The sequence below is a fragment of the Kitasatospora sp. NBC_01302 genome (assembly GCF_035976515.1).
In the GTDB taxonomy this organism is placed as follows: Bacteria; Actinomycetota; Actinomycetes; order Streptomycetales; family Streptomycetaceae; genus Kitasatospora.
Genome location: NZ_CP108404.1, coordinates 3,187,008 through 3,207,200 on the forward strand (window position 1 = coordinate 3,187,008; position 20,193 = coordinate 3,207,200).

19 protein-coding genes are annotated in these 20,193 nt (G+C 72.0%); 8 read left to right on the plus strand and 11 right to left on the minus strand.

Annotated elements, in window-relative coordinates; all coding sequences use genetic code 11:
* Window positions 1-21 precede the first annotated feature (21 nt).
* Both sufB and OG294_RS13190 read right to left on the minus strand, forming a co-directional pair.
* Window positions 22-1,437 carry a Fe-S cluster assembly protein SufB gene (sufB, locus tag OG294_RS13185; protein WP_327066678.1) on the minus strand — a complete coding sequence of 472 codons (1,416 nt, stop codon included), beginning with the start codon at window positions 1,435-1,437 and terminating at the stop codon, window positions 22-24.
* A complete protein-coding gene (locus tag OG294_RS13190; RefSeq protein ID WP_327066679.1) occupies window positions 1,434-2,282 on the minus strand; it encodes a helix-turn-helix transcriptional regulator in 849 nt (282 codons plus the stop codon). The genes sufB and OG294_RS13190 overlap by 4 nt, the downstream gene beginning before the upstream one ends.
* Before the next feature lie 165 nt (window positions 2,283-2,447).
* Here OG294_RS13190 and OG294_RS13195 point away from each other — a divergent pair, with 165 nt between their 5' ends.
* Both OG294_RS13195 and OG294_RS13200 read left to right on the plus strand, forming a co-directional pair.
* Window positions 2,448-3,374 carry an ABC transporter ATP-binding protein gene (locus tag OG294_RS13195; RefSeq protein WP_327066680.1) on the plus strand — a complete coding sequence of 309 codons (927 nt, stop codon included), beginning with the start codon at window positions 2,448-2,450 and terminating at the stop codon, window positions 3,372-3,374.
* A 41-nt stretch (window positions 3,375-3,415) separates the two neighbouring features.
* Window positions 3,416-4,135 carry an ABC transporter permease gene (locus OG294_RS13200; RefSeq protein ID WP_327071531.1) on the plus strand — a complete coding sequence of 240 codons (720 nt, stop codon included), beginning with the start codon at window positions 3,416-3,418 and terminating at the stop codon, window positions 4,133-4,135.
* A gap of 73 nt (window positions 4,136-4,208) precedes the next feature.
* On the opposite strand, the gene OG294_RS13205 is transcribed toward OG294_RS13200, so the two are convergent.
* Together OG294_RS13205 and OG294_RS13210 are read right to left on the minus strand one after the other, a co-directional pair.
* Window positions 4,209-4,949, minus strand: coding sequence for an LPXTG cell wall anchor domain-containing protein (locus tag OG294_RS13205; protein ID WP_327066681.1), 741 nt, complete (start codon window positions 4,947-4,949; stop codon window positions 4,209-4,211).
* A 334-nt stretch (window positions 4,950-5,283) separates the two neighbouring features.
* A complete protein-coding gene (locus OG294_RS13210; protein WP_327066682.1) occupies window positions 5,284-6,702 on the minus strand; it encodes a choice-of-anchor A family protein in 1,419 nt (472 codons plus the stop codon).
* Between the two features lie 198 nt (window positions 6,703-6,900).
* Here OG294_RS13210 and OG294_RS13215 point away from each other — a divergent pair, with 198 nt between their 5' ends.
* Complete coding sequence (locus OG294_RS13215; RefSeq protein ID WP_327071532.1) at window positions 6,901-7,812, plus strand: COX15/CtaA family protein; 912 nt, start codon at window positions 6,901-6,903, stop codon at window positions 7,810-7,812.
* A gap of 97 nt (window positions 7,813-7,909) precedes the next feature.
* On the opposite strand, the gene OG294_RS13220 is transcribed toward OG294_RS13215, so the two are convergent.
* Both OG294_RS13220 and OG294_RS13225 read right to left on the minus strand, forming a co-directional pair.
* Window positions 7,910-8,245, minus strand: a complete 336-nt coding sequence (locus tag OG294_RS13220; protein ID WP_442789150.1) for a hypothetical protein — start codon at window positions 8,243-8,245, stop codon at window positions 7,910-7,912.
* A 152-nt stretch (window positions 8,246-8,397) separates the two neighbouring features.
* A complete protein-coding gene (locus OG294_RS13225) occupies window positions 8,398-9,345 on the minus strand; it encodes a heme o synthase (RefSeq protein WP_327066684.1) in 948 nt (315 codons plus the stop codon).
* Window positions 9,346-9,771: 426 nt separating this feature from the next.
* Here OG294_RS13225 and tkt point away from each other — a divergent pair, with 426 nt between their 5' ends.
* The 5 genes from tkt to pgl all read left to right on the plus strand — a co-directional run bounded on the left by tkt (window position 9,772) and on the right by pgl (window position 16,652).
* Window positions 9,772-11,871, plus strand: coding sequence for a transketolase (gene tkt / locus OG294_RS13230; protein ID WP_327066685.1), 2,100 nt, complete (start codon window positions 9,772-9,774; stop codon window positions 11,869-11,871).
* A 66-nt stretch (window positions 11,872-11,937) separates the two neighbouring features.
* A complete protein-coding gene (gene tal / locus OG294_RS13235) occupies window positions 11,938-13,080 on the plus strand; it encodes a transaldolase (RefSeq protein WP_327066686.1) in 1,143 nt (380 codons plus the stop codon).
* 79 nt (window positions 13,081-13,159) lie between these two features.
* Window positions 13,160-14,704 (plus strand): glucose-6-phosphate dehydrogenase, encoded by a 1,545-nt coding sequence (gene zwf, locus OG294_RS13240; protein WP_327071533.1) that lies wholly within the window; start codon window positions 13,160-13,162, stop codon window positions 14,702-14,704.
* On the plus strand, window positions 14,701-15,870 hold the full coding sequence (opcA, locus tag OG294_RS13245; RefSeq protein WP_327066687.1) for a glucose-6-phosphate dehydrogenase assembly protein OpcA: 1,170 nt from the start codon (window positions 14,701-14,703) through the stop codon (window positions 15,868-15,870). Before zwf ends, opcA begins: the two co-directional genes overlap by 4 nt.
* On the plus strand, window positions 15,867-16,652 hold the full coding sequence (gene pgl / locus OG294_RS13250; RefSeq protein WP_327066688.1) for a 6-phosphogluconolactonase: 786 nt from the start codon (window positions 15,867-15,869) through the stop codon (window positions 16,650-16,652). The genes opcA and pgl overlap by 4 nt, the downstream gene beginning before the upstream one ends.
* Window positions 16,653-16,718: 66 nt before the next feature.
* Here pgl and OG294_RS13255 read toward each other — a convergent pair whose 3' ends face one another.
* The 5 genes from OG294_RS13255 to OG294_RS13275 all read right to left on the minus strand — a co-directional run bounded on the left by OG294_RS13255 (window position 16,719) and on the right by OG294_RS13275 (window position 20,147).
* Complete coding sequence (locus tag OG294_RS13255; protein WP_327066689.1) at window positions 16,719-17,738, minus strand: ABC transporter permease; 1,020 nt, start codon at window positions 17,736-17,738, stop codon at window positions 16,719-16,721.
* The gene (locus OG294_RS13260) at window positions 17,735-18,667 is read right to left on the minus strand and encodes an ABC transporter ATP-binding protein (protein WP_327066690.1); all 933 of its coding nucleotides are present in this window, start codon (window positions 18,665-18,667) and stop codon (window positions 17,735-17,737) included. The genes OG294_RS13255 and OG294_RS13260 overlap by 4 nt, the downstream gene beginning before the upstream one ends.
* Window positions 18,664-19,086, minus strand: coding sequence for a GntR family transcriptional regulator (locus OG294_RS13265; protein WP_327071534.1), 423 nt, complete (start codon window positions 19,084-19,086; stop codon window positions 18,664-18,666). Before OG294_RS13265 ends, OG294_RS13260 begins: the two co-directional genes overlap by 4 nt.
* 124 nt (window positions 19,087-19,210) lie before the next feature.
* Complete coding sequence (locus tag OG294_RS13270; protein ID WP_327066691.1) at window positions 19,211-19,726, minus strand: GNAT family N-acetyltransferase; 516 nt, start codon at window positions 19,724-19,726, stop codon at window positions 19,211-19,213.
* 85 nt (window positions 19,727-19,811) lie between these two features.
* On the minus strand, window positions 19,812-20,147 hold the full coding sequence (locus tag OG294_RS13275; protein ID WP_184938344.1) for an RNA polymerase-binding protein RbpA: 336 nt from the start codon (window positions 20,145-20,147) through the stop codon (window positions 19,812-19,814).
* Window positions 20,148-20,193 lie beyond the last annotated feature (46 nt).

The following is a 20,193-nucleotide window of genomic DNA, read 5'->3' on the forward strand; positions in this document are numbered from 1 at the left end:
TGTCGGACTGCTGACTGGACGTCAGCCGACCGAACCCTCCATCTGCAGCTCGATCAGCCGGTTGAGCTCGAGCGCGTACTCCATCGGCAGCTCGCGCGCGATCGGCTCGACGAAGCCGCGCACGATCATCGCCATCGCCTCGAACTCGGTCATGCCCCGGCTCATCAGGTAGAAGAGCTGGTCCTCGCTGACCTTGGAGACGGTCGCCTCGTGGCCCATCGACACGTCGTCCTCGCGGACGTCCACGTACGGGTAGGTGTCCGAGCGGGAGACGGTGTCCACCAGCAGCGCGTCACAGAGCACGTTGGACTTGGCGCCCTTGGAGCCCTCGCCGATCTCGATCAGACCGCGGTAGGAGGTGCGGCCACCGCCGCGCGCCACCGACTTGGAGACGATGTTGGAGGAGGTGTTCGGCGCCATGTGCACCATCTTGGCGCCGGCGTCCTGGTGCTGGCCCTCGCCCGCGAAGGCGATCGACAGGGTCTCGCCCTTGGCGTGCTCGCCCATCAGGTAGACGGCCGGGTACTTCATGGTGACCTTGGAGCCGATGTTGCCGTCGACCCACTCCATGGTCGCGCCCTCGTAGGCCACGGCCCGCTTGGTCACCAGGTTGTAGACGTTGTTCGACCAGTTCTGGATGGTCGTGTAGCGGCAGCGGCCGCCCTTCTTGACGATGATCTCCACCACGGCGCTGTGCAGCGAGTCCGAGGAGTAGATCGGCGCGGTGCAGCCCTCGACGTAGTGGACGTAGGCATCCTCGTCGACGATGATCAGCGTCCGCTCGAACTGGCCCATGTTCTCGGTGTTGATCCGGAAGTAGGCCTGCAGCGGGATGTCCACGTGCACGCCCTTCGGCACGTAGATGAACGATCCGCCGGACCACACGGCCGTGTTCAGCGAGGCGAACTTGTTGTCGCCGACCGGGATCACCGTGCCGAAGTACTCCTTGAAGAGCTCCGGGTGCTCCTTGAGCGCGGTGTCCGTGTCGAGGAAGATCACGCCCTGCTGCTCCAGGTCCTCGCGGATCTGGTGGTAGACGACCTCGGACTCGTACTGGGCGGCGACGCCCGCGACCAGGCGCTGCTTCTCCGCCTCCGGGATGCCGAGCTTGTCGTAGGTCGCCTTGATGTCGGCGGGCAGGTCCTCCCAGGACTCCGCCTGCTTCTCGGTCGAGCGCACGAAGTACTTGATGTTGTCGAAGTCGATGCCGGACAGGTCCGAGCCCCAGGTCGGCATGGGCTTCTTCCCGAACAGCTTCAGACCCTTGAGGCGCAGGTTGAGCATCCACTCCGCCTCGGACTTCTTCGCCGAGATGTCGCGGACGACCTCCTCGCTCAGGCCGCGCTTGGCCACCGAGCCGGCCGCGTCGGGGTCCGACCAGCCGTACTCGTAGGTGCCCAGACCCTCGAGCTCCGGGTGGGAAACGGTGTCAGTCATGCGGGGTTCCTCCGCGCGGACGTAGCGGGTGGTTCGGTGGTCGTACCGGCAGTCGGCGCTGCACCGGTGCCCGGAGCGGGCGACGGTGCGGCACCGGGTGCCGGCACATAGGTGGTGCAGACCCCGTCGCCGTGGGCGATGGTGGCCAGCCGTTGTACGTGGGTGCCCAGCAGCTGGGAGAAGACCTCGGTCTCCGCCTCGCAGAGCTGGGGGAACTGCTCGGCGATGTGCGCCACCGGGCAGTGGTGCTGACAGAGCTGGGCGCCGGCCGGAGCCTTGGCGGCCTGACCGGCAGAGGGCACTCTGCGCACCGTGGCAGCGTACCCGTCGGCACTCAAAGCCTGAGCGAGTGCCTCGGTCCGCTCGCCGGCCGAGGCCCGCTCCAGGGCGCTCAGGTACTTCTGCCCCTGCTTGCCGAACCGGGCCCGGGCGAAGGCGGCGACCGCCTCCTCGCCCGCCTTGCCGCCGCCGACCGCCTCGGCGATCCAGCGCAGCGCGTCGGCGGCCAGCTGGTCGTAGGCCTGGTAGAAGGCGTCCCGGCCGCACTCGGTGAGCGCGAAGACCTTGGCCGGACGGCCGCGGCCACGGCTGCCGTAGACCCGCTGCTCGCGGGACTCGACCAGACCCGCGGCGAGCAGGCCATCCAGGTGACGGCGGACCGCCGCGGCGGTCAGGCCCAGCCGGCTGGCAAGATCGGCGGCGGAGGAGGGGCCGTGGTCCAGGATCGAGCGGGCGACCCGGTCACGGGTGGCCCGGTGGCCCTCCAGCAGCACCTCCGCCGAGGTCGCGGGCACCGGGAACCCGGGGGCCGACTCGGCCTCCAGGTCCTGCGTGTGCTCGCGCATGTTTTTCACAACACCATTGTTGCGTAATTACTTCCGACCGAACAAGCCGTGATCCACGCCTCAGCGGTGGGATCGGTCACGCAGGTAAGCCTTACCTGACCTGCGTAAACGATCAAGTCGGGTCGCCGTGCCGGCCCCTCGGCCGGGCCTCCTACACTCGCGGGTATGCAGAACTCACCCGCCGTCGAGATCGCCGGGCTGGTCAAGCGGTACGGCGACAAGACCGCGGTGGACGGCCTGGACCTGCGCATCGAGCGCGGCACCGTCACCGCCGTGCTCGGCCCCAACGGCGCCGGCAAGACCACCACCATCGAGACCTGCGAGGGCTACCGCCGCCCCGACGCCGGCACCGTGCGGGTGCTCGGCCTCGACCCGGTCCGGCAGGCCGCCGAGCTGCGACCCCGGATCGGCGTGATGCTCCAGTCGGGTGGCGTCTACGCCGGCGCCCGGGCCGTCGAGATGCTCCGGCACACCGCCCGGCTGCACGCCCACCCGCTCGACGTGGACGCCCTGGTCGAGCGCCTGGGCCTGGCGGCGACCGGCCGCACCACCTACCGCCGGCTCTCCGGCGGCCAGCAGCAGCGGCTCGCCCTCGCGATGGCCGTGGTCGGCCGCCCCGAGCTGGTCTTCCTCGACGAGCCGACCGCGGGCCTGGACCCGCAGGCCCGCCACGCCACCTGGGAGCTGGTCCGCGACCTGCGCCGGGACGGCGTCACCGTGGTGGTCACCACCCACTACATGGACGAGGCCGAGCAGCTCGCCGACGCCGTCGCCATCGTCGACCACGGCCGGGTGATCGCCGCCGGCACCCCCGAGGAGCTCTGCCGCGGCGGCGCGGAGAGCAGCCTGCACTTCCAGGGGCCGGCCGGCCTCGACCTGGGCGCGCTGACCAAGGTGCTCCCTGACGGCGCGTCAGCCGTCGAACTGGCGCCCGGGAACTACCGGGTCGAGGCTCCGATGGACCCCAAGCTGGTCGCCACCGTGACCGCCTGGTGCGCCGACGTCGGCGTACTGCCCGAGAAGCTGACCGTGCAGCGGCGCAGCCTCGAAGACGTCTTCCTCGAACTGACCGGACGGGATCTGCGCTCGTGAGTACCTACGCACCGCGGCCCGGCGCCGCCCCCGTCCACAGGATGCTGCTCGCGCAGACCGCCTTCGAGACGAAGATGCTGCTGCGCAACGGCGAGCAGCTGCTGCTCACCGTGGTGATCCCGACCGTGCTGCTGGTGCTCTTCAGCGCCGTGGACGTGGTCTCGGTGACCGGCCCCGGCAAGCGGGTCGACTTCCTGGCCCCGGGCCTGCTGGCGCTCGCGGTGATGTCCACCGCCTTCACCGGGCAGGCCATCGCCACCGGCTTCGAGCGCCGCTACGGCGTGCTCAAGCGGCTCGGCGCCAGCCCGCTGCCGCGCTGGACGCTGCTGGCCGCCAAGACCGGCTGCGTGCTGGTCACCGAGGTGCTCCAGGTCGCACTGCTCTCGGTGATCGCGCTGGCGCTGGGCTGGTCGCCGCACGGCGACCCGTTCTCGGTGGTCGCGCTGCTGGTGCTCGGCACCGCCGCCTTCTCCGGGCTCGGGCTGCTGATGGCCGGCACCCTGAAGGCCGAGGCCACGCTGGCCGCCGCCAACCTGGTCTTCATCCTGCTGCTGCTGGCCGGCGGGGTGATCGTGCCGCTGTCGAAGTTCCCCGCCGCGGTGCGCGGGGTGCTCGACCTGCTGCCGATCAGCGCCCTCTCGGACGGGCTGCGCTCGGTGCTGCAGAACGGCGCCGGGGTGCCCTGGTCGGACCTCGGGATCCTGGCCGGCTGGGCGGTGCTCGCGCTGGCCGCCGCCGCGCGGTTCTTCCGCTGGGAGTAGGCGGCCCCAAGCGCTGAGGGGGTGGGGACCGGATCCGGTCCCCACCCCCTCAGCGCTTACTCAGGCCTGTGCGTCAGTGACGCGCGGCCTTCTTGCGACGGGCCAGGAAGAGCAGACCGCCACCGAGCGCGATCACTGCCGCACCCGCGGCCGCGATCGGGCCGGCCGAGCTGCCACCGCCGGTGAAGGCCAGCGAGGGCGAGGTGCTGCTCGGCTTGGGCGCCGCCGGGGTGGTCGCCGAGACGGGCGCCACGGTGGTGGGGCTCGCCGCCGGGGCGGTCGGCGTGGGGCTCGCCGCCGGGGTGGTGGGAGCCGCAGTGGTCGGCGCCGGGGTGGTCGGAGCCGGCTTGGTCGGGCTCGGGCTCGGGCTGCTCGGCACGGAGGTGCTCGGGCTCGGGCTCGGGCTGCTCGGCACCGAGGTGCTCGGGCTGGGGCTGGGGCTGGCCGGCGGGCAGACCGGGATCTGCACCTGCTTGGTGAAGGTCCAGCCCTCCTTCGTCGTCGGGTCGTCACCCGCGACGACCGCGACCGTCGCATCGACCGTGGCGGCGTGCTTGGGGTCCACCGGGAACGTCTGCGCGAAGGTGCTCTTGAACGCCTGGTGGTCCACGACGGTCTTGCCGTCGACGGTCACCGTGATCGTGTTCTTCACGTTCGCGTTGTAGTTGGCCAGATTGACCGTCAGCGACGAGCAGGTCTCGGTGACCGAGTTCGTGTGCGCCGAAGCGCTGCCGGCCAGCAGGCCGGTGGCAGCCACCGCGAGCACAGCGGCCCCCGCAAAGGTGCGGCCGGTTATCCGCGCTTGTCGCGCCATAACGTGATGATCCTTCCGAATGAGGCTGTGCAGCGCGGTCGTTGATGGACCGTTGGATGATCTGTGAGCGACCGGCTACACCTGGTGCGGGGGACTCTACCGGCCCACAGCCGGCACACCACCCCCACCGAACGGCTGAATTCCGCCTGTCCGCGGTGGCATTGGCGTGCTGGCGGAGCTGACCTCGTGATTCACCGGGAACAACGTTCCTGCACCCGGGCGAACCTTTCTCCTGGCCTCTCCCTCGCGTTCGAAGAAATGAGCCGGCCCCCCGGTGATACACGTCGATCACAGGGGGGCCGGTTCAGGACAGCCGACAACGATCAGCGGAAGGTCAGGCCTTTCTGGCCGTGCGGCGACGGGTCGCGACCACGATCCCCGCGCCGGCCCCGAGCACCAGGACGCCCCCCACGGTCAGCGGGATCACACCGGAGGCTCCCGTGAAGGCGAGTCCGCCGTGCGCGGGCGCCGTGGGCGCCGGGCTCGGGCTGCCGCCGGTCGCACCCACCGGCAGCACCCCGCCGGCGCTGCCGCTCGGGGCGGGGGTCGCCGTGGCCGGGGCGCTGCCGCCGGCCGAGGGGCGGCTGCTCGGAGCACCGGACGGCCCGGCCGACCCCGTCGGCCCGGCCCCTGGCGCGGTGACCGGCGCACCCGGCGTGGCGCCACCGGCGGGCGCCGTGCTCGTCGCAGCGTTCACCGGCCCGGTGGCCGGAGCGGTCGCGGAGGGCGCCGCCGGCCCGGTGGCCGGGGCGCTCGGCGCCACCGTGGGCCCGCCGGGGGTCGGCAGGCAGGCGGTGAACGGGTAGTGGTGGGTCTCCGCTCCCCCGCTGCCGGTCAGCGAGTGCGCGATCACCGAGCCGTTGACCGGGCCGCCGCTGCCCAGGTCGACGGCCGCGTTCGGGGCCAGGATGCTGCCCGCCCAGGCGAGCGCGCTGTTCTTGACCACCTTGGTGGCGGTCGGGAAGTTCCACAGCAGCGAAGCGCGCACCGCGCCGCCGTCCGCGCTCTGCAGCTTGTCGTCCTCGACCCAGCTCTGCTTGCCGTGGTCCCAGAGCCAGACCGAGGTGGTGCCGGCCGCCCGCGAGTCGTAGCCGTCACCGGTCACGTTGACCACCGCGGTGGCCCCGGCCGGCACCTGCACCCGCAGGGCCTTGGCGCCCTGCAGTTGGCCCGCGCTCACCACGAAGCTGTTGTCCGCGGCGTTCGTCCCGGTCAGCGTCAGGGTGGCAGCGCCGCCCTGCCCCTCGGCGGTCACCGTGGTGCCAGCGGTGGCGCCCTGCGCGGCGAGCCCGGCGGAGAGCGCGCGCAGCTTGGCGAACTCGGCGGCGAAGTCGATCGGCGAGGGACCGCGGGTCACCGTGCCGGCGTGGCCCTCCAGCCGGCCGCCGCCGATCTTCTGGCCGGCGTAGACGCCGTTGCCCTTCATCACCTCGGTGTTGCCGCCGCCCACCGTGATGTTGCCGCCCACCACCAGCGCGTTGCCGCCCGGCAGCGCCTTCACCTGGGCGTCCGTGAGCTCCTGGCCGATGCTGAAGCCGCCGCTGAAGTCGGCGTTGCCGCCGACCGCGACGGCACCCTCGGCATCCGGCGCGTGGGTGTCGTCGCCCTCGACGAACTCGCCGTACAGGTTGGCGGTCCCCAGGCTCTGGCAGGGCTGCGGGGCGGGCGCGGCAAGAGCGGCCGGCGCGACGGCAAGGCCCAGCGCGAGCGAACCGCCGAGCGCGAGGGCCGAGATGGGAGCGGATATGCGCATGTCGCGCACTCTGTCGACGATCTCCGGCATTGGTCAAGACCAATGTCCGATCCGCCCCAACAGTCGTCTTTGCCCCCCGCGCGGCGCGCCGGACCGGCAGGCCGCCCCCGCCGCAAGATCGGCAACAGCGCAACCTAGGATGAATCCGTGTTCAATCCCTTCTCCCAGCTCGCCGAGCGCTGGCACCCGTCCGCCACCATGGTGCGGCGCGCCGCACTCGCCGCGCTGGTGATGAGCGTCGTCATCGTGGTCACCGGCGGCGCGGTCCGCCTGACCGGCTCCGGACTCGGCTGCAAGACCTGGCCGACCTGCACCGGGGACAGCGTCACCCCCACCCCCGCGATGGGCGTGCACGGGATCATCGAGTTCACCAACCGGATGCTCACCTACGTGCTCTGCGCGGCGATCGGCTGGGCCATCCTGGCGGCCCGCTGCGCCGAGCCGTGGCGGCGGTCGCTGACCCGGCTGGGCTGGTGGCAGTTCTGGGTGGTGATGAGCAACGCCGTGCTCGGCGGGATCACCGTGCTGGTCCATCTCAACCCGTACGTGGTCGCCTGCCACATGCTCTCGGCGCTGGCCCTGGTCTGGGTGGCGGTGGTGACCTGGGAGCGGGCCAAGGAGGGCGACGGGCCGCCCCGGCCGCTGGTCACCGGACCGGTCCGGCAGCTGAGCCACCTGCTGGTGGCCGCCACCGGCGCGCTGGTGGTGGCCGGCACCCTGGTGACCGGCGCGGGCCACCACCCGGGCGACTCCAGCGACGTTCCGCGGGTGCCGATCAGCTACGACCGGCTGGCCCAGCTGCACACCGACTTCGCCTGCGTGACGGTCGGACTGTCGCTCGCGGTGATCTTCGTGCTGGCCGCCGTCAAGGCCCCCCCGGCCGCCCGGGCCCGGGCCCGGGAGCTGTTCGCGGTGCTGATGGCACAGGGCCTGGTGGGCTTCGTGCAGTACTTCACCGACGCGCCGGAGCTGCTGGTCGGCGTGCACATGCTGGGCGCCGCACTGACCTGGATCGCCGTGCTGCGGGTCCCGCTGGCGCTGCGCACCCGCGCCGAGGAGCCCGTAGACGCGCCGCCCGCCCGGACCGCGCCGCAGACCGCGGCGGTCTGAGCACCGTCACGGCCGACAGACCGCGAAGGCCCCGACCCCCACCGCACCGGGGGGCCGGGGCCTTCGCCTTCGGACCGGGAGCCGTACCGAACGGCGGTCAGCCGCCGAGCTGGATGCCCGCCATCCGCTTCCACTCGTACGGTCCGGTCCGTACCTTCAGGGCGAGCTCGCCCTCGAAGGAGTCGTGCAGCGTGATCCCGGCCAGCTCGGCGGCCCGGCGGCCGACGGCGTAGCTGGGCGCCACCTGGTCGCCCCAGGCGCCGTCCTGACCCACCAGCACGATCCGGGTCGCCACCGCGCCCACGTACTCCACCACGCCGTCGGCGTTGCCGCCGTGCTGCTTGCTGAAGGCGGTCAGGTGCTTGGCGACGCGCTTGGCCCGACGCTCGGTACGGGCGTCGGCGGCGGGTGCGGAGGTCTCTGCGCTGCTCATGTCCGGCATGCTACCCACGGGTAGCCCAGCTGGCGACGGCTTCGCGATGTGCCGCGGGCCACAAACGCCCGTCCGCCCCGCAGAACGCCGACGGCCCCGGCGTGTCGCAGGGACACCCCGGGGCCGTCGGCCGAGTACCGGCGTACGGACGCCTACCGCAGGAACGGGTCGATCGCGATCGCGACCATCAGCAGCGTCAGGTAGGTGATCGACCAGTGGAACAGCCGCATCTCCTTGAGCTTGGCCCCCACCACCCCGGCCTTGGCGCGGGAGTACAGGCCGTGCGCCTCCTTGAGCCAGAGGGCGCCCAGCACCACGGCGGAGACGGGGTAGAGCCAGCTGGTGTGCGCCAGCGGCCAGAGCGCCAGCGAGACCGCCACCATGACCCAGGAGTAGATGACGATCTGCCGGGCAACCGCCAGGTTGCCGGCGGTGACCGGGAGCATCGGGATGCCGGCCTTCTCGTAGTCCTCCCGGACCTTCATCGACAGGGGCCAGTAATGCGGCGGCGTCCAGAAGAAGATCACCAGGAACAGCACGAACGGCGCCCAGCTCAGCGAGCCGGTCACCGCCGCCCAGCCGACCAGCACCGGCATGCAGCCGGCGATGCCGCCCCACACGATGTTCTGCGCGGTGCGGCGCTTGAGCCCCAGGGTGTAGACGAAGACGTAGAAGAGCAGTCCCGCCAGCGCCAGCCCGGAGGCCAGCCAGTTGACGAAGTAGCCCAGCCACAGCGTGGAGATCACGCCCAGGCTGATGCCGAAGACCATCGCCTCGCGCGGCGAGACCATCCCCGTCACCAGCGGGCGGCGCTCGGTGCGGCTCATCACCGCGTCGATGTCGCGGTCGATGTACATGTTGAGCGCGTTGGCACCACCCGCGGAGAGGTAGCCCCCGATGACGACCGCCAGCACCAGCCAGAGGTTGGGCACCCCGCGCTTCGCCAGGAACATCACCGGAACCGTGCTCATCAGCAGCAGCTCGATGATCCGAGGCTTGGTCAGTGCGACAAATGCCCCGACACGGGCCCCGAGCGGCCGACGCGCGGGGGTCGTCCCGAGGACCCCGGCGGGGCGGGATTCGACGGCGGTCACGAACACCCCAACTGAAGATGAAACTTCGCAGGCGTCCACGGGTCGATTGCTCGTGAATCCGTTCACCTGCGCGTACCACGCCACCTTAGACGGTGCATAGATCCCGATCCGCCGCGGGGTCCGCTGACGGGGCCGCGCCGCACCCCCGTGGGTGAACTGCCCAGTTCACCGAAGGGCGGCACCGGACAAACCGGGTCAAGGTGGTTCCGGTGGCAGCGGCGCACTGCACTCAGTACACATGGGAATCGGGTCACGAAACTCCGGGTTCTCCCCGTACGGAAGGCGTGCCCCGGGCTGGGCGGTAGGCTCGCCCGGAGAAGCGGGAAACCCTCCGTGACCGGCACTACCGAACATGCGTCAGGCCCACAGTGTCGTGGCCGACCCGGTCCCTTCACGGGGTCACACCTCAATACGGAAGGAGCCCTGAGAAGGGTGAGCACGACGCCGACGAACGTAATCGAGTGGTCCGAGCTGGACGAGCGGACGGTCGACACCGCCCGGGTCCTGGCCATGGACGCGGTGCAGAAGGTCGGGAACGGGCACCCGGGGACGGCGATGGCCCTCGCCCCCGCGGCCTACCTCATTTTCCAGCGCTTCCTGCGACACGACCCCACCGACCCGAACTGGGCGGGGCGCGACCGCTTCGTCCTGTCCCCGGGCCACACCAGCATGACGCTGTACACCCAGCTCTTCCTCTCCGGCTACGGCCTGGAGCTGGACGACCTGAAGTCCTTCCGGGTCGCGGGCAGCCGCACCCCCGGTCACCCCGAGCACGGCCACACGGCCGGCGTGGAGACCACCACCGGGCCGCTCGGCCAGGGCATCGCCAACGCGGTGGGCATGGCGATGGCCGCCCGCTACGAGCGCGGCCTGTTCGACCCGGAGGCCGCCGAGGGCGCCTCCCCGTTCGACCACACCATCTGGGCCATCGTCTCGGACGGCGACCTGGAGGAGGGCATCTCCGCCGAGGCCTCCTCGCTGGCCGGCCACCAGAAGCTCGGCAACCTGGTCGCGCTCTACGACGACAACCACATCTCGATCGAGGGCGACACCCACACCGCCTTCTCCGAGGACGTCCTCGCCCGCTACGAGGCCTACGGCTGGCACGTGCAGCGCGTGGCCCCCAAGGCGAACGGCGACATCGACGTGCAGGCGCTGGCCGCCGCGCTGGACGCCGCCAAGGCCGAGACCTCGCGCCCGTCCATGATCGCGATGCGCACCATCATCGCCTGGCCGGCCCCGGACGCGCAGAACACCGCCAAGGCGCACGGCTCCGCCCTGGGCGACGCCGAGATCGCGGCCACCAAGAAGGTCCTCGGCTTCGACCCCGAGCGCACCTTCGAGGTCTCCGACGCGGTGCTCAGCCACGCCCGCGCGGTGATCCAGCGCGGCAAGGCCACCCGCGCCGAGTGGGAGAAGTCCTTCACCGCCTGGCGCACCGCCAACCCCGCCCGCTCCGCCGAGTTCGACCGGATCCAGGCCGGCGAGCTGCCGAACGGCTGGCGCAAGGAGCTCCCCTCCTTCCCGGCCGGCAAGGACGTCGCCACCCGCAAGGCCAGCGGTGACGCCCTCAAGGCGCTCGGCGCGGTGATCCCGGAGCTGTGGGGCGGCTCGGCCGACCTCGCGGAGTCCAACCTCACCACGATCGACGAGGGCAGCTCGTTCCTGCCGGTGGGCAACCCGCTCAAGGGCGCGAGCCCCTACGGCCGGACGATCCACTTCGGCATCCGCGAGCACGCCATGGGCTCGACCATGAACGGCATCGCGCTGCACGGCAAGACCCGTGTCTACGGCGGCACCTTCCTGGTCTTCTCCGACTACATGCGCCCGGCGGTGCGACTGGCCGCGCTGATGAAGCTGCCGGTCACCTACGTCTGGACGCACGACTCGATCGGCCTGGGCGAGGACGGTCCGACCCACCAGCCGGTCGAGCACCTGGCCGCGCTGCGCGCCATCCCGGGCCTGTCGGTGGTCCGCCCCGGCGACGCCAACGAGACGGCGGTCGCCTGGCGCACCATCCTGGAGCGCCACACCAGCCACCCCGGCCCGGTGGGACTGGCGCTGACCCGCCAGGGCGTGCCGACCTACGACCGCGAGGTCTTCGGCTCCGCCGAGGGCACCGCCCGCGGCGGCTACGTGCTGGCCGAGGCCTCGGACAACGCCCCGAAGGTCATCCTCATCGGCACCGGCTCCGAGGTGCAGCTGGCCGTCCAGGCCCGCGAGACCCTGGAGGCGGAGGGCATCCCGACCCGGGTCGTCTCGATGCCGTCCGTCGAGTGGTTCAACGAGCAGGACCAGGCCTACCGCGACCAGGTGCTGCCGCCCACCGTCAAGGCCCGCGTCTCGGTCGAGGCCGGCATCGCCCAGGGCTGGCGCGAGCTGGTCGGCGACCACGGCCAGATCATCAGCCTGGAGCACTTCGGCGCCTCGGCCGACTACAAGGTGCTCTACCAGGAGTTCGGCATCACGGCCGAGGCCGTGGCGCACGCGGCGCACAAGTCGCTGCGCTCGCTGGAAGCCGTCAACCGCTGAGTGCGGCGGCCCGGCCGCTCCCCGGTTCCTGACTGATTTTCCGATAGACCTTAAGGACTGAACAGCATGACTGACGCATTGAAGCGCCTCAGCGACGAAGGCGTGGCGATCTGGCTGGACGACCTCAGCCGCACCCGCCTGAACTCCGGCAACCTGGCCGAGCTCGTGCAGAACATGCACGTCGTCGGTGTCACCACCAACCCGACCATCTTCCAGAAGGCCATCGCCGGCAGCGGCGACACCTCCTACGACGCGCAGCTGCGCGACCTGGCGGTGCGCAAGGTCACCACCGACGAGGCGATCCGCATGATCACCACCTCGGACGTGCGGGACGCCGCCGACGTGCTGCGCCCGGTCTACGACGCCAGCAACGGCCGCGACGGCCGGGTCTCCATCGAGGTCGACCCGCGCCTGGCCCACCAGACCGCGCCCACCGTGGCCGAGGCCAAGCAGCTGTGGTGGCTGGTGGACCGTCCCAACGTGTTCATCAAGATCCCCGCGACCAAGGCCGGCCTGCCGGCCATCACCGAGGTCATCGCGAAGGGCATCAGCGTCAACGTCACGCTGATCTTCTCGCTGGAGCGCTACCAGGCCGTGGTCGACGCCTACCTGACCGGCCTGGAGCAGGCCAAGGCCAAGGGCATCGACCTGTCCTCGATCGAGTCGGTCGCCTCGTTCTTCGTCTCCCGGGTGGACACCGAGATCGACAAGCGCCTGGAGGCGATCGGCGGCGACGCCGTCAAGCTGCGCTCCAAGGCCGCGCTGGCCAACGCCCGCCTGGCCTACCAGGCGTACGAGGAGGTCTTCGGCTCGGTGGACGGCAAGAAGCCGGCCAGCGCCCGCTGGACCGCCCTGGAGGCGGCCGGCGCCAAGCCGCAGCGCCCGCTGTGGGCCTCCACCGGTGTCAAGGACCCGGCCCTGCCGGACACCCTGTACGTGACCGAGCTGGTCGCGCCGGGCACCGTCAACACCATGCCCGAGGCCACCCTGGACGCCACCGGCGACCACGGCCAGGTCACCGGCGACACCATCACCGGCGCCTACGCCGACGCCCAGGGGGTGCTGGACGCGCTGGCCGCGGCCGGCGTGGACTACGACGACGTCGTCCAGGTCCTGGAGGACGAGGGCGTCTCCAAGTTCGAGGTCTCCTGGCAGGAGCTGCTGGACACCGTGACGGCGTCGCTGGCCTCCTTCTCCGACGGCAAGTGACACCCGCTCGCACGACGCATTGAAGCGGAGCCCAGCAGTGAGCAATGCACAGGCATTTCCCGACCTGGAGGGGGCCGAGGTGACGCAAGGAGATCTTCCGCAGCAACCTGCCAACCCGCTGCGCGATCCGGCCGACCGCCGGCTGCCGCGGATCGCGGGGCCGTCCGGCCTGGTCATCTTCGGCGTCACGGGGGACCTCTCCCGCAAGAAGCTGATGCCGGCGATCTACGACCTGGCCAACCGCGGCCTGCTGCCGCCGGGTTTCTCCCTGGTGGGCTTCGCTCGCCGTGAGTGGGAGGACGAGGACTTCGCGAAGGAGGTGCACGACGCCGTCAAGGACCACGCGCGCACCCCCTTCCGCGAGGAGGTGTGGCAGCAGCTGGCCAAGGGCATGCGGTTCGTCCAGGGCACCTTCGACGACGACACCGCCTTCGACACCCTGCGCGAGACCATCGAGGACCTCGACAAGGCGCAGGGCACCGGCGGCAACTTCGCGTTCTACCTCTCGGTGCCGCCGAAGTTCTTCCCCAACGTGGTCCAGCAGCTGAAGAAGCACGGCCTGGCCGACCCGCCGCCCGGCTCCTGGCGCCGCGCGGTGATCGAGAAGCCGTTCGGCCACGACCTGGCCAGCGCCCAGGAGTTGAACAAGGTCGTCCACGAGGTCTTCCCCCGGGACGAGGTCTTCCGGATCGACCACTACCTCGGCAAGGAGACGGTCCAGAACATCCTGGCGCTGCGGTTCGCCAACACGATGTTCGAGCCGATCTGGAACCGGTCCTACGTGGACCACGTGCAGATCACCATGGCCGAGGACATCGGCATCGGCGGACGTGCCGGGTACTACGACGGCATCGGCTCGGCCCGTGACGTCATCCAGAACCACCTGCTCCAGCTGATGGCGCTCACCGCCATCGAGGAGCCGGCCTCCTTCCACCCCAAGGCCCTGGTCGCCGAGAAGCTCAAGGTGCTCAGCGCCGTGCAGCTCCCCAAGGACCTGGGCAAGCACACCGTGCGCGGCCAGTACTCGGCCGGCTGGCAGGGCGGCGAGGAGGTGGTCGGGTACCTGGACGAGGAGGGCATCAACCCCGAGTCCAAGACCGACACCTACGCGGCGATCAAGCTGGAGATCAACAACCGGCGCTGGGCCGGGGTCCCGTTCTACCTGCGCACGGGCAAGCGCCTGGGCCGCCGGGTGACCGAGATCGCGGTGGTCTTCCAGCGCGCCCCGTACCTGCCGTTCGACTCCTACGCCACCGAGGAGCTGGGGCAGAACGCCCTGGTGATCCGGGTGCAGCCGGACGAGGGCGTCACGGTGCGGTTCGGTTCCAAGGTGCCGGGCACCTCGATGGAGGTGCGCGACGTCACGATGGACTTCGCCTACGGCGAGTCCTTCACCGAGTCGAGCCCGGAGGCGTACGAGCGGCTCATCCTCGATGTGCTGCTCGGCGACGCCAACCTCTTCCCCAGGCACCAGGAGGTCGAGCTCTCCTGGGAGATCCTCGACCCGATCGAGAAGTACTGGGACCAGCACGGCAAGCCCGCGCAGTACCCGGCCGGCACCTGGGGTCCGGCCGAGGCGGACGAGATGCTCGCACGAGACGGCAGGAGCTGGCGCCGGCCATGAAGATCGACCTGACGGACACCACGTCCAGCAAGATCAACAGCGCGTTGATGGACGCGCGCCGGGCCGGCGGCTCGACCGCGGCCGGCATGGTCCTGACGCTGGTCATCGTGACCGACGAGGGCAGCGCCTACGACGCCCTGCGGGCCGCGAACGACGCCTCGCACGAGCACCCCTCGCGGATCCTCGCGGTGATCAAGCGCGAGGGCCGCTCCCCCCGGGCCCGGGCCGGCGCCCGGCTGGACGCGGAGATCCTGGTCGGCAGCGATGCCGGCTCGGGCGAGACCGCGATCCTGCGGATGCACGGCGAACTGACCTCGCACGCCCAGTCGGTGGTGCTGCCGCTGCTGCTGCCCGACGCCCCCGTGGTGGTCTGGTGGCCGGAGAACGCGCCGCTGCACCCGGCCCAGGACCCGCTCGGTGCGATCGCCCAGCGCCGGATCACCGACGCGGTGACCGCCGAGTCCCCGGTCGACCAGCTGGCGGTGCGCGCCGAGAACTACACCCCCGGCGACACCGACCTCGCCTGGACCAGGATCACCAGCTGGCGCTCGATGCTGGCGGCGGCCCTGGACCAGCGGCCCACCAAGGTCACCTCGGCCGTGGTCGAGGGCGAGTCGTACAACCCCAGCGTCGAGCTGCTCGGCCTGTGGCTGACCGACCGGCTGCACGTGCCGGTCGAGCGGGTGGTCACCGACGGCCCCGGCATCACCGCCGTGCGGCTGCGCAGCGAGGACGGCGAGATCGTGCTCGACCGGCCGGACGGGCTGATGGGCACGCTGTCCATCCCCGGCTCGCCGGACCGCCTGGTGGCGCTCAAGCGCCGCGAGACGGCCGAGCTGATCGCCGAGGAGCTGCGCCGCCTGGACGAGGACGCCATCTACGCGGCGGCCGTGCGCACCGGCGTGGAGCGCCTGCAGGAGCCGACCCAGGCCAGCTACGGCATCACGCCGGCCCAGGTCGACGATGCCGCCGAGGCGAGTGCCGAGGCGACTGCCGAGGCGGCCTCCGCCCCCGTGGTCGAGGCCTCGGTGATCACCCCCCGGGTGACCGCCAAGGTCCCGGCCAAGAAGGCGCCGGCGGCCAAGAAGGCCACCACCAAGAAGGCCTCGGCGGACAAGGGCGGCACCGGCAAGAAGGCGGCGCCCCGCAAGCGGAGCGGCGCATGACCCCGGTACCGCAGCTGGTCGTGCACCGGGACAAGGAGCTGATGGCCCAGGCGGCCGCCGCCCGACTGATCACCAAGATCGTCGACGCGCAGGCCGCCCGGGGCACCGCCTCCGTGGTGCTCACCGGCGGGCGCAACGGCAACGCGCTGCTCGCCGCGATCGCCGCCTCCCCGGCGCGCGACGCGGTGGACTGGTCGCGCCTGGAACTCTGGTGGGGCGACGAGCGGTTCGTGCCGTCCGCCGACCCGGAGCGGAACGCGGTGCAGGCGGCCGACGAGCTGCTCGCCCGGGTTCCGCTCGACCCGGCCAAGGTGCACTACATGCCCGCCTCGGACGGCGTGGACGGTGCCGACGTGGAGGCCGCCGCCGAGCGGTACGCCGAGGAGCTGGCCAAGGCCGCGGGTCCCGAGGACCGCGCCCTGGTGCCCGCCTTCGACGTGCTGCTGCTGGGCGTCGGCCCGGACACCCACGTGGCCTCGCTCTTCCCCGAGCACCCGGGCGTGCGGGAGACCGCGCGCACGGTGGTCGGGGTGCGCGGGGCGCCCAAGCCGCCGCCCACCCGGATCTCGCTGACCCTGCCGGCCATCCGGGCGGCGCGCGAGGTCTGGCTGCTGGCGGCCGGCGAGGACAAGGCGGACGCGGTCGCGCTGGCCCTGTCCAGCCCGGGCGAGCTGCAGGCCCCGGCCTCCGGCGCGTACGGCACCAGCCGCACGCTCTGGCTGCTGGACCGCGCGGCGGCCGCCAAGCTGCCCGCGCAGCTCTACCCGCCGGCCTCGGCCTGACGGATCAACGCCCAAGGGGCGGTGCGCTCGATCGAGCGCACCGCCCCTTCCGCGTGTCCGTGCGCCTCAGGCGAGCCGCTTGCGCACCCACAGCACGGTCACCGCGGTCAGAGCCGCGGCCAGCGCCAGGCAGATCCCCGACTCGACCAGCTGCAGCGGCCAGTAGTCCGCCGCCCGGTGCACCTCGCTGTACTCCTGGGCCCCGGGGTACTTGCCCATGCAGGCCGCGTAGTCGAGCGCCTGGTCGCAGACGCCCGCCGACAGCTTCCGGCCGTCCGGCAGGATGATCCCCTGGGCGAACCCCCAGACGCTGTTGGGCAGTTCGGACGGCGACGCGACCAGCGTCTGCCAGCTCCACAGGTGCGGGCGCAGCGCGGCCAGCCCGTACTGGAGCAGGCCGACCAGCACGATGGTCAGGCCCATCGCGGGCAGCACCTGACGCAGCGCGACCCCCGCCAGCACCCCGACGGAGAGCGCCAGCAGCGTGGTCGCCACCAGCACCGGACCGCCGGAGGTGTAGAAGAACAGGCTGTTCCAGGCGACCCCGGAGACGTCGTTGGCACTGGGCAGCCAGACCCAGTGCATCAGCGCGGCCGGCACCGCCGTGGCGACCAGGGCGATCAGGGCGGCGGTGACCAGCTTGGCGGCCACCCAGCGGTCCCGGCTCACCGACTGCGACAGCACCAGCTTCCAGGTGCCGTTCTCCAGCTCCCTGGCCAGCAGCGTGGCCCCAAGGCCGGCCCCCGCCCCGGCCGGGAGCAGGAGCAGCAGCAGACCGATCCCCCGCAGCATGTCCCCGTAGCCGGCGCGGAAGTCCATCACCGCCTGCTGGAGGTTCGGCTGCTGACAGGCCGGGTCGGCGCTGATCATGGCGCAGCCCTTGATGTGGTGGCTGTCGATGAAGGAGACCATCTCGGCCCGCAGGACCGGGGCCGCGATCGCCAGCACGACCAGCGCCAGCAGCAGTCCACAGATCAGCAGCCGGTTCTGGCGCCACATCAGCCAGGTGATCCCGCGCGGCCGCAGCCCGCGGCGGACGGCGGGCCCGGTGGCGCCGACGGGGCGGGGGGCCAGGGTGCTGGTCATGCGGTCACCTCGGTCGTACGGGCGGTCCGGTCGGGCAGGTCGTTCGGCTGCACCCGCGCCTCGGCGGTCAGCAGGGCCGGGATGTCGGGCGCGCGCAGGTGCGCGAGCAGCAGTTCCTCCAGCGTCGGCTCGCCGCCCTCCCACTGGTCGTCCAGCTCACCGCTCGGGCGCAGCAGCACGGTGACCCCGCGGCCGTTCTCCCGGCTCTCCACCAGCTGGTGGCCGGCCAGGGTGGCAGCGGCGCGCTGCGGGCCGACCACCAACCGGTGGGCGGCCAGCAGTTCCTCGATGTCACCGGCCAGCCGCACCCGCCCGCCCGCCAGCAGCACCAGGTAGTCGCACGACTCCTGGAGCTCGGCCACCACGTGCGAGGACATCAGCACGGTCAGGCCGCGCTCGGCCGCCTCGGCCATCAGCCGGCCCATCAGCTCGTGGCGGGCCAGCGGGTCCAGGTCGGCCATCGGCTCGTCCAGGATCAGCAGGTCGGGCCGCTTGCCGATGGCCAGCGCCATCGCGACCCGGGTGCGCTGGCCGCCGGAGAGCGAGCCGACCTTGGCGGTCAGCGGGAAGGCCCCGGCCAGCACCTCCTCCGCCGCGCCCTGCTCCCAGCGCGGGTTGAGCTCCCGGCCCATCCGCAGCGTCTCGGCCACCGTGAAGCGCGGGTAGAGCGGCTTGTCCTGGGCGACGAAGGCCACCTCGGGGCTGCCGCCGGGGCGGGGCACCCGCCCGTCCACCTCGATCCGCCCCTCGCTGGGGCTCAGCAGCCCGGCGGCCAGCCCCATCAGCGTGCTCTTGCCCGCTCCGTTCGGGCCGACCAGGGCGCAGATCCGCCCGGCCGGCAGCCTGAACGAGCAGTTCCGCAGCGCCCAGCCGCGCCGGTAGTGCCTGCCGAGGCCGTGGGCGGCCAAGGCGGGGTGTTGCTCGGTCATCGGTTCCCCTTGCTCGTGTCCTTGCGGCCGTCGGCCCGCGGGCCGCCGAACTCCTGCTCGACCACGGACGCCATCAGCGCCTCGACGTCCTCCCGGTCCAGCCCCGCCGTGCGGGACCGGGCGGCCCAGTCGGCCAACTCGGCCCGCAGCGGCGAGTCGCTGCCCGCCTCCTCGCGGGCCAGCGAGCGCAGCACGAAGGTGCCGAGCCCCGGCCGCGGTTCGACCAGTCCCTCGCGCTCCAGCTCGCGGTAGGCCTTGAGCACGGTGTTCGGGTTGATCGCGGTGGCCGCCACCACCTCCTTGGCGGTCGGCAGCCGGTCGCCCGGCTCCAGCAGCCCCAGCCGCAGGGCGTGCTTGGTCTGCTGGACGATCTGGAGATAGGTGGCCACGCCGCTGTGCCGGTCGATGCGGTAGTCCATCGTCAGCATCACCATTTCACTAAGGCATTAGTGAAATGGTGATGGAAAAGAGCCCCGCCGTCAAGCTGCGTCGACGACGGGGCGTGTCACACCCTCCCGGATGTCAACACCCTCCCGGACCGGGTCAGCCGGAGCCCGTCCCGGACTGCAGCAGCAGCTCCCAGCACCGCTCGCCGTCCTGGAACCGCTCGGTCGCCGTGAGCCCCGCGGCGGCGGCCACCGCCGCGGAGGCGTGGTGCTCCGGGTGCACATGGGCGACCACCCGCCGCACGCCCGCCCCCGCCAGCCACCCGACCAGCGCCCGGGCCGCCTCGCGGGCGTAGCCGCGGCCCTGCCAGCCGGTCCCGACCACCCAGGCCACCTCGGCCCCGGTGCCGTCCACGGTGGCCTGCAGGGTGCCGATCAGCCGGTCCTCGGCGACCACGCGGATCACCCAGTTGAGCCAGCGTTGTGCCGGATCGGGTGAACCCGCCGACCACCGGCGGTAGCGCTCGGTCAGTGCCCGCAGGCTCTCCGGCTCTCCCCCGATGAAGCCGTGCAGCCCCGGATCGTCCAGCACCCCGTGCAGCACCGCAGCGTGCTCGACGCCCAGCGGCAGCAGCTCCAACCGCTCGGTGGCGATCGGTTCGATGTCTCTCATCCGTCCCCCGGAACATGAAGAACGCGGGCGGCGGACCCGTGGTCCACCACCCGCGTCACCGCGCTGAAAGCAGCGCGCCACCAGCTCAGATCTCGCCCCGCAGCTTGGCGAGCGCCTCGGCCAGGATCGCCTCGCCGTCGGCGTCCGTGCGCCGCTCACGGACGTAGGCGAGGTGCGTCTTGTACGGCTCGTTGCGCGAGGGAGCCGGCGGGTTGTCCTCGTCCTGACCGGCCGGGAACCCGCAGCGCGGGCAGTCCCAGGTGTCCGGGATGACCGCCTCGGCGGCGAAGCTGGGGCGCGTCTCGTGCTTGTTGGCGCACCAGAAGGAGATCCGATTGCGCGGGGCGGACTCGCCGCGCTCCGCCTCACCCATCGGGCCGGCCCCGACCCTGCTGCCACGGATGGCGTTGCCACTTGCCACGGTCTGACTCCCTGCGTGCCCTTATCCGCCTGGTTAACCCAAGCGC

Excerpts from the sequence above, each read along its gene's own strand:
- sufB (WP_327066678.1), bottom strand. The coding sequence starts at position 1,437 with ATGACTGACACCGTTTCCCACCCGGAGCTCGAGGGTCTGGGCACCTAC.
- OG294_RS13190 (WP_327066679.1), bottom strand. The coding sequence starts at position 2,282 with ATGCGCGAGCACACGCAGGACCTGGAGGCCGAGTCGGCCCCCGGGTTC.
- OG294_RS13195 (WP_327066680.1), top strand. The coding sequence starts at position 2,448 with ATGCAGAACTCACCCGCCGTCGAGATCGCCGGGCTGGTCAAGCGGTAC.
- OG294_RS13200 (WP_327071531.1), top strand. The coding sequence starts at position 3,416 with ATGCTGCTCGCGCAGACCGCCTTCGAGACGAAGATGCTGCTGCGCAAC.
- OG294_RS13205 (WP_327066681.1), bottom strand. The coding sequence starts at position 4,949 with ATGGCGCGACAAGCGCGGATAACCGGCCGCACCTTTGCGGGGGCCGCT.
- OG294_RS13210 (WP_327066682.1), bottom strand. The coding sequence starts at position 6,702 with ATGCGCATATCCGCTCCCATCTCGGCCCTCGCGCTCGGCGGTTCGCTC.
- OG294_RS13215 (WP_327071532.1), top strand. The coding sequence starts at position 6,901 with ATGGTGCGGCGCGCCGCACTCGCCGCGCTGGTGATGAGCGTCGTCATC.
- OG294_RS13220 (WP_442789150.1), bottom strand. The coding sequence starts at position 8,245 with ATGAGCAGCGCAGAGACCTCCGCACCCGCCGCCGACGCCCGTACCGAG.
- tal (WP_327066686.1), top strand. The coding sequence starts at position 11,938 with ATGACTGACGCATTGAAGCGCCTCAGCGACGAAGGCGTGGCGATCTGG.
- opcA (WP_327066687.1), top strand. The coding sequence starts at position 14,701 with ATGAAGATCGACCTGACGGACACCACGTCCAGCAAGATCAACAGCGCG.
- pgl (WP_327066688.1), top strand. The coding sequence starts at position 15,867 with ATGACCCCGGTACCGCAGCTGGTCGTGCACCGGGACAAGGAGCTGATG.
- OG294_RS13255 (WP_327066689.1), bottom strand. The coding sequence starts at position 17,738 with ATGACCAGCACCCTGGCCCCCCGCCCCGTCGGCGCCACCGGGCCCGCC.
- OG294_RS13260 (WP_327066690.1), bottom strand. The coding sequence starts at position 18,667 with ATGACCGAGCAACACCCCGCCTTGGCCGCCCACGGCCTCGGCAGGCAC.
- OG294_RS13265 (WP_327071534.1), bottom strand. The coding sequence starts at position 19,086 with ATGGACTACCGCATCGACCGGCACAGCGGCGTGGCCACCTATCTCCAG.
- OG294_RS13270 (WP_327066691.1), bottom strand. The coding sequence starts at position 19,726 with ATGAGAGACATCGAACCGATCGCCACCGAGCGGTTGGAGCTGCTGCCG.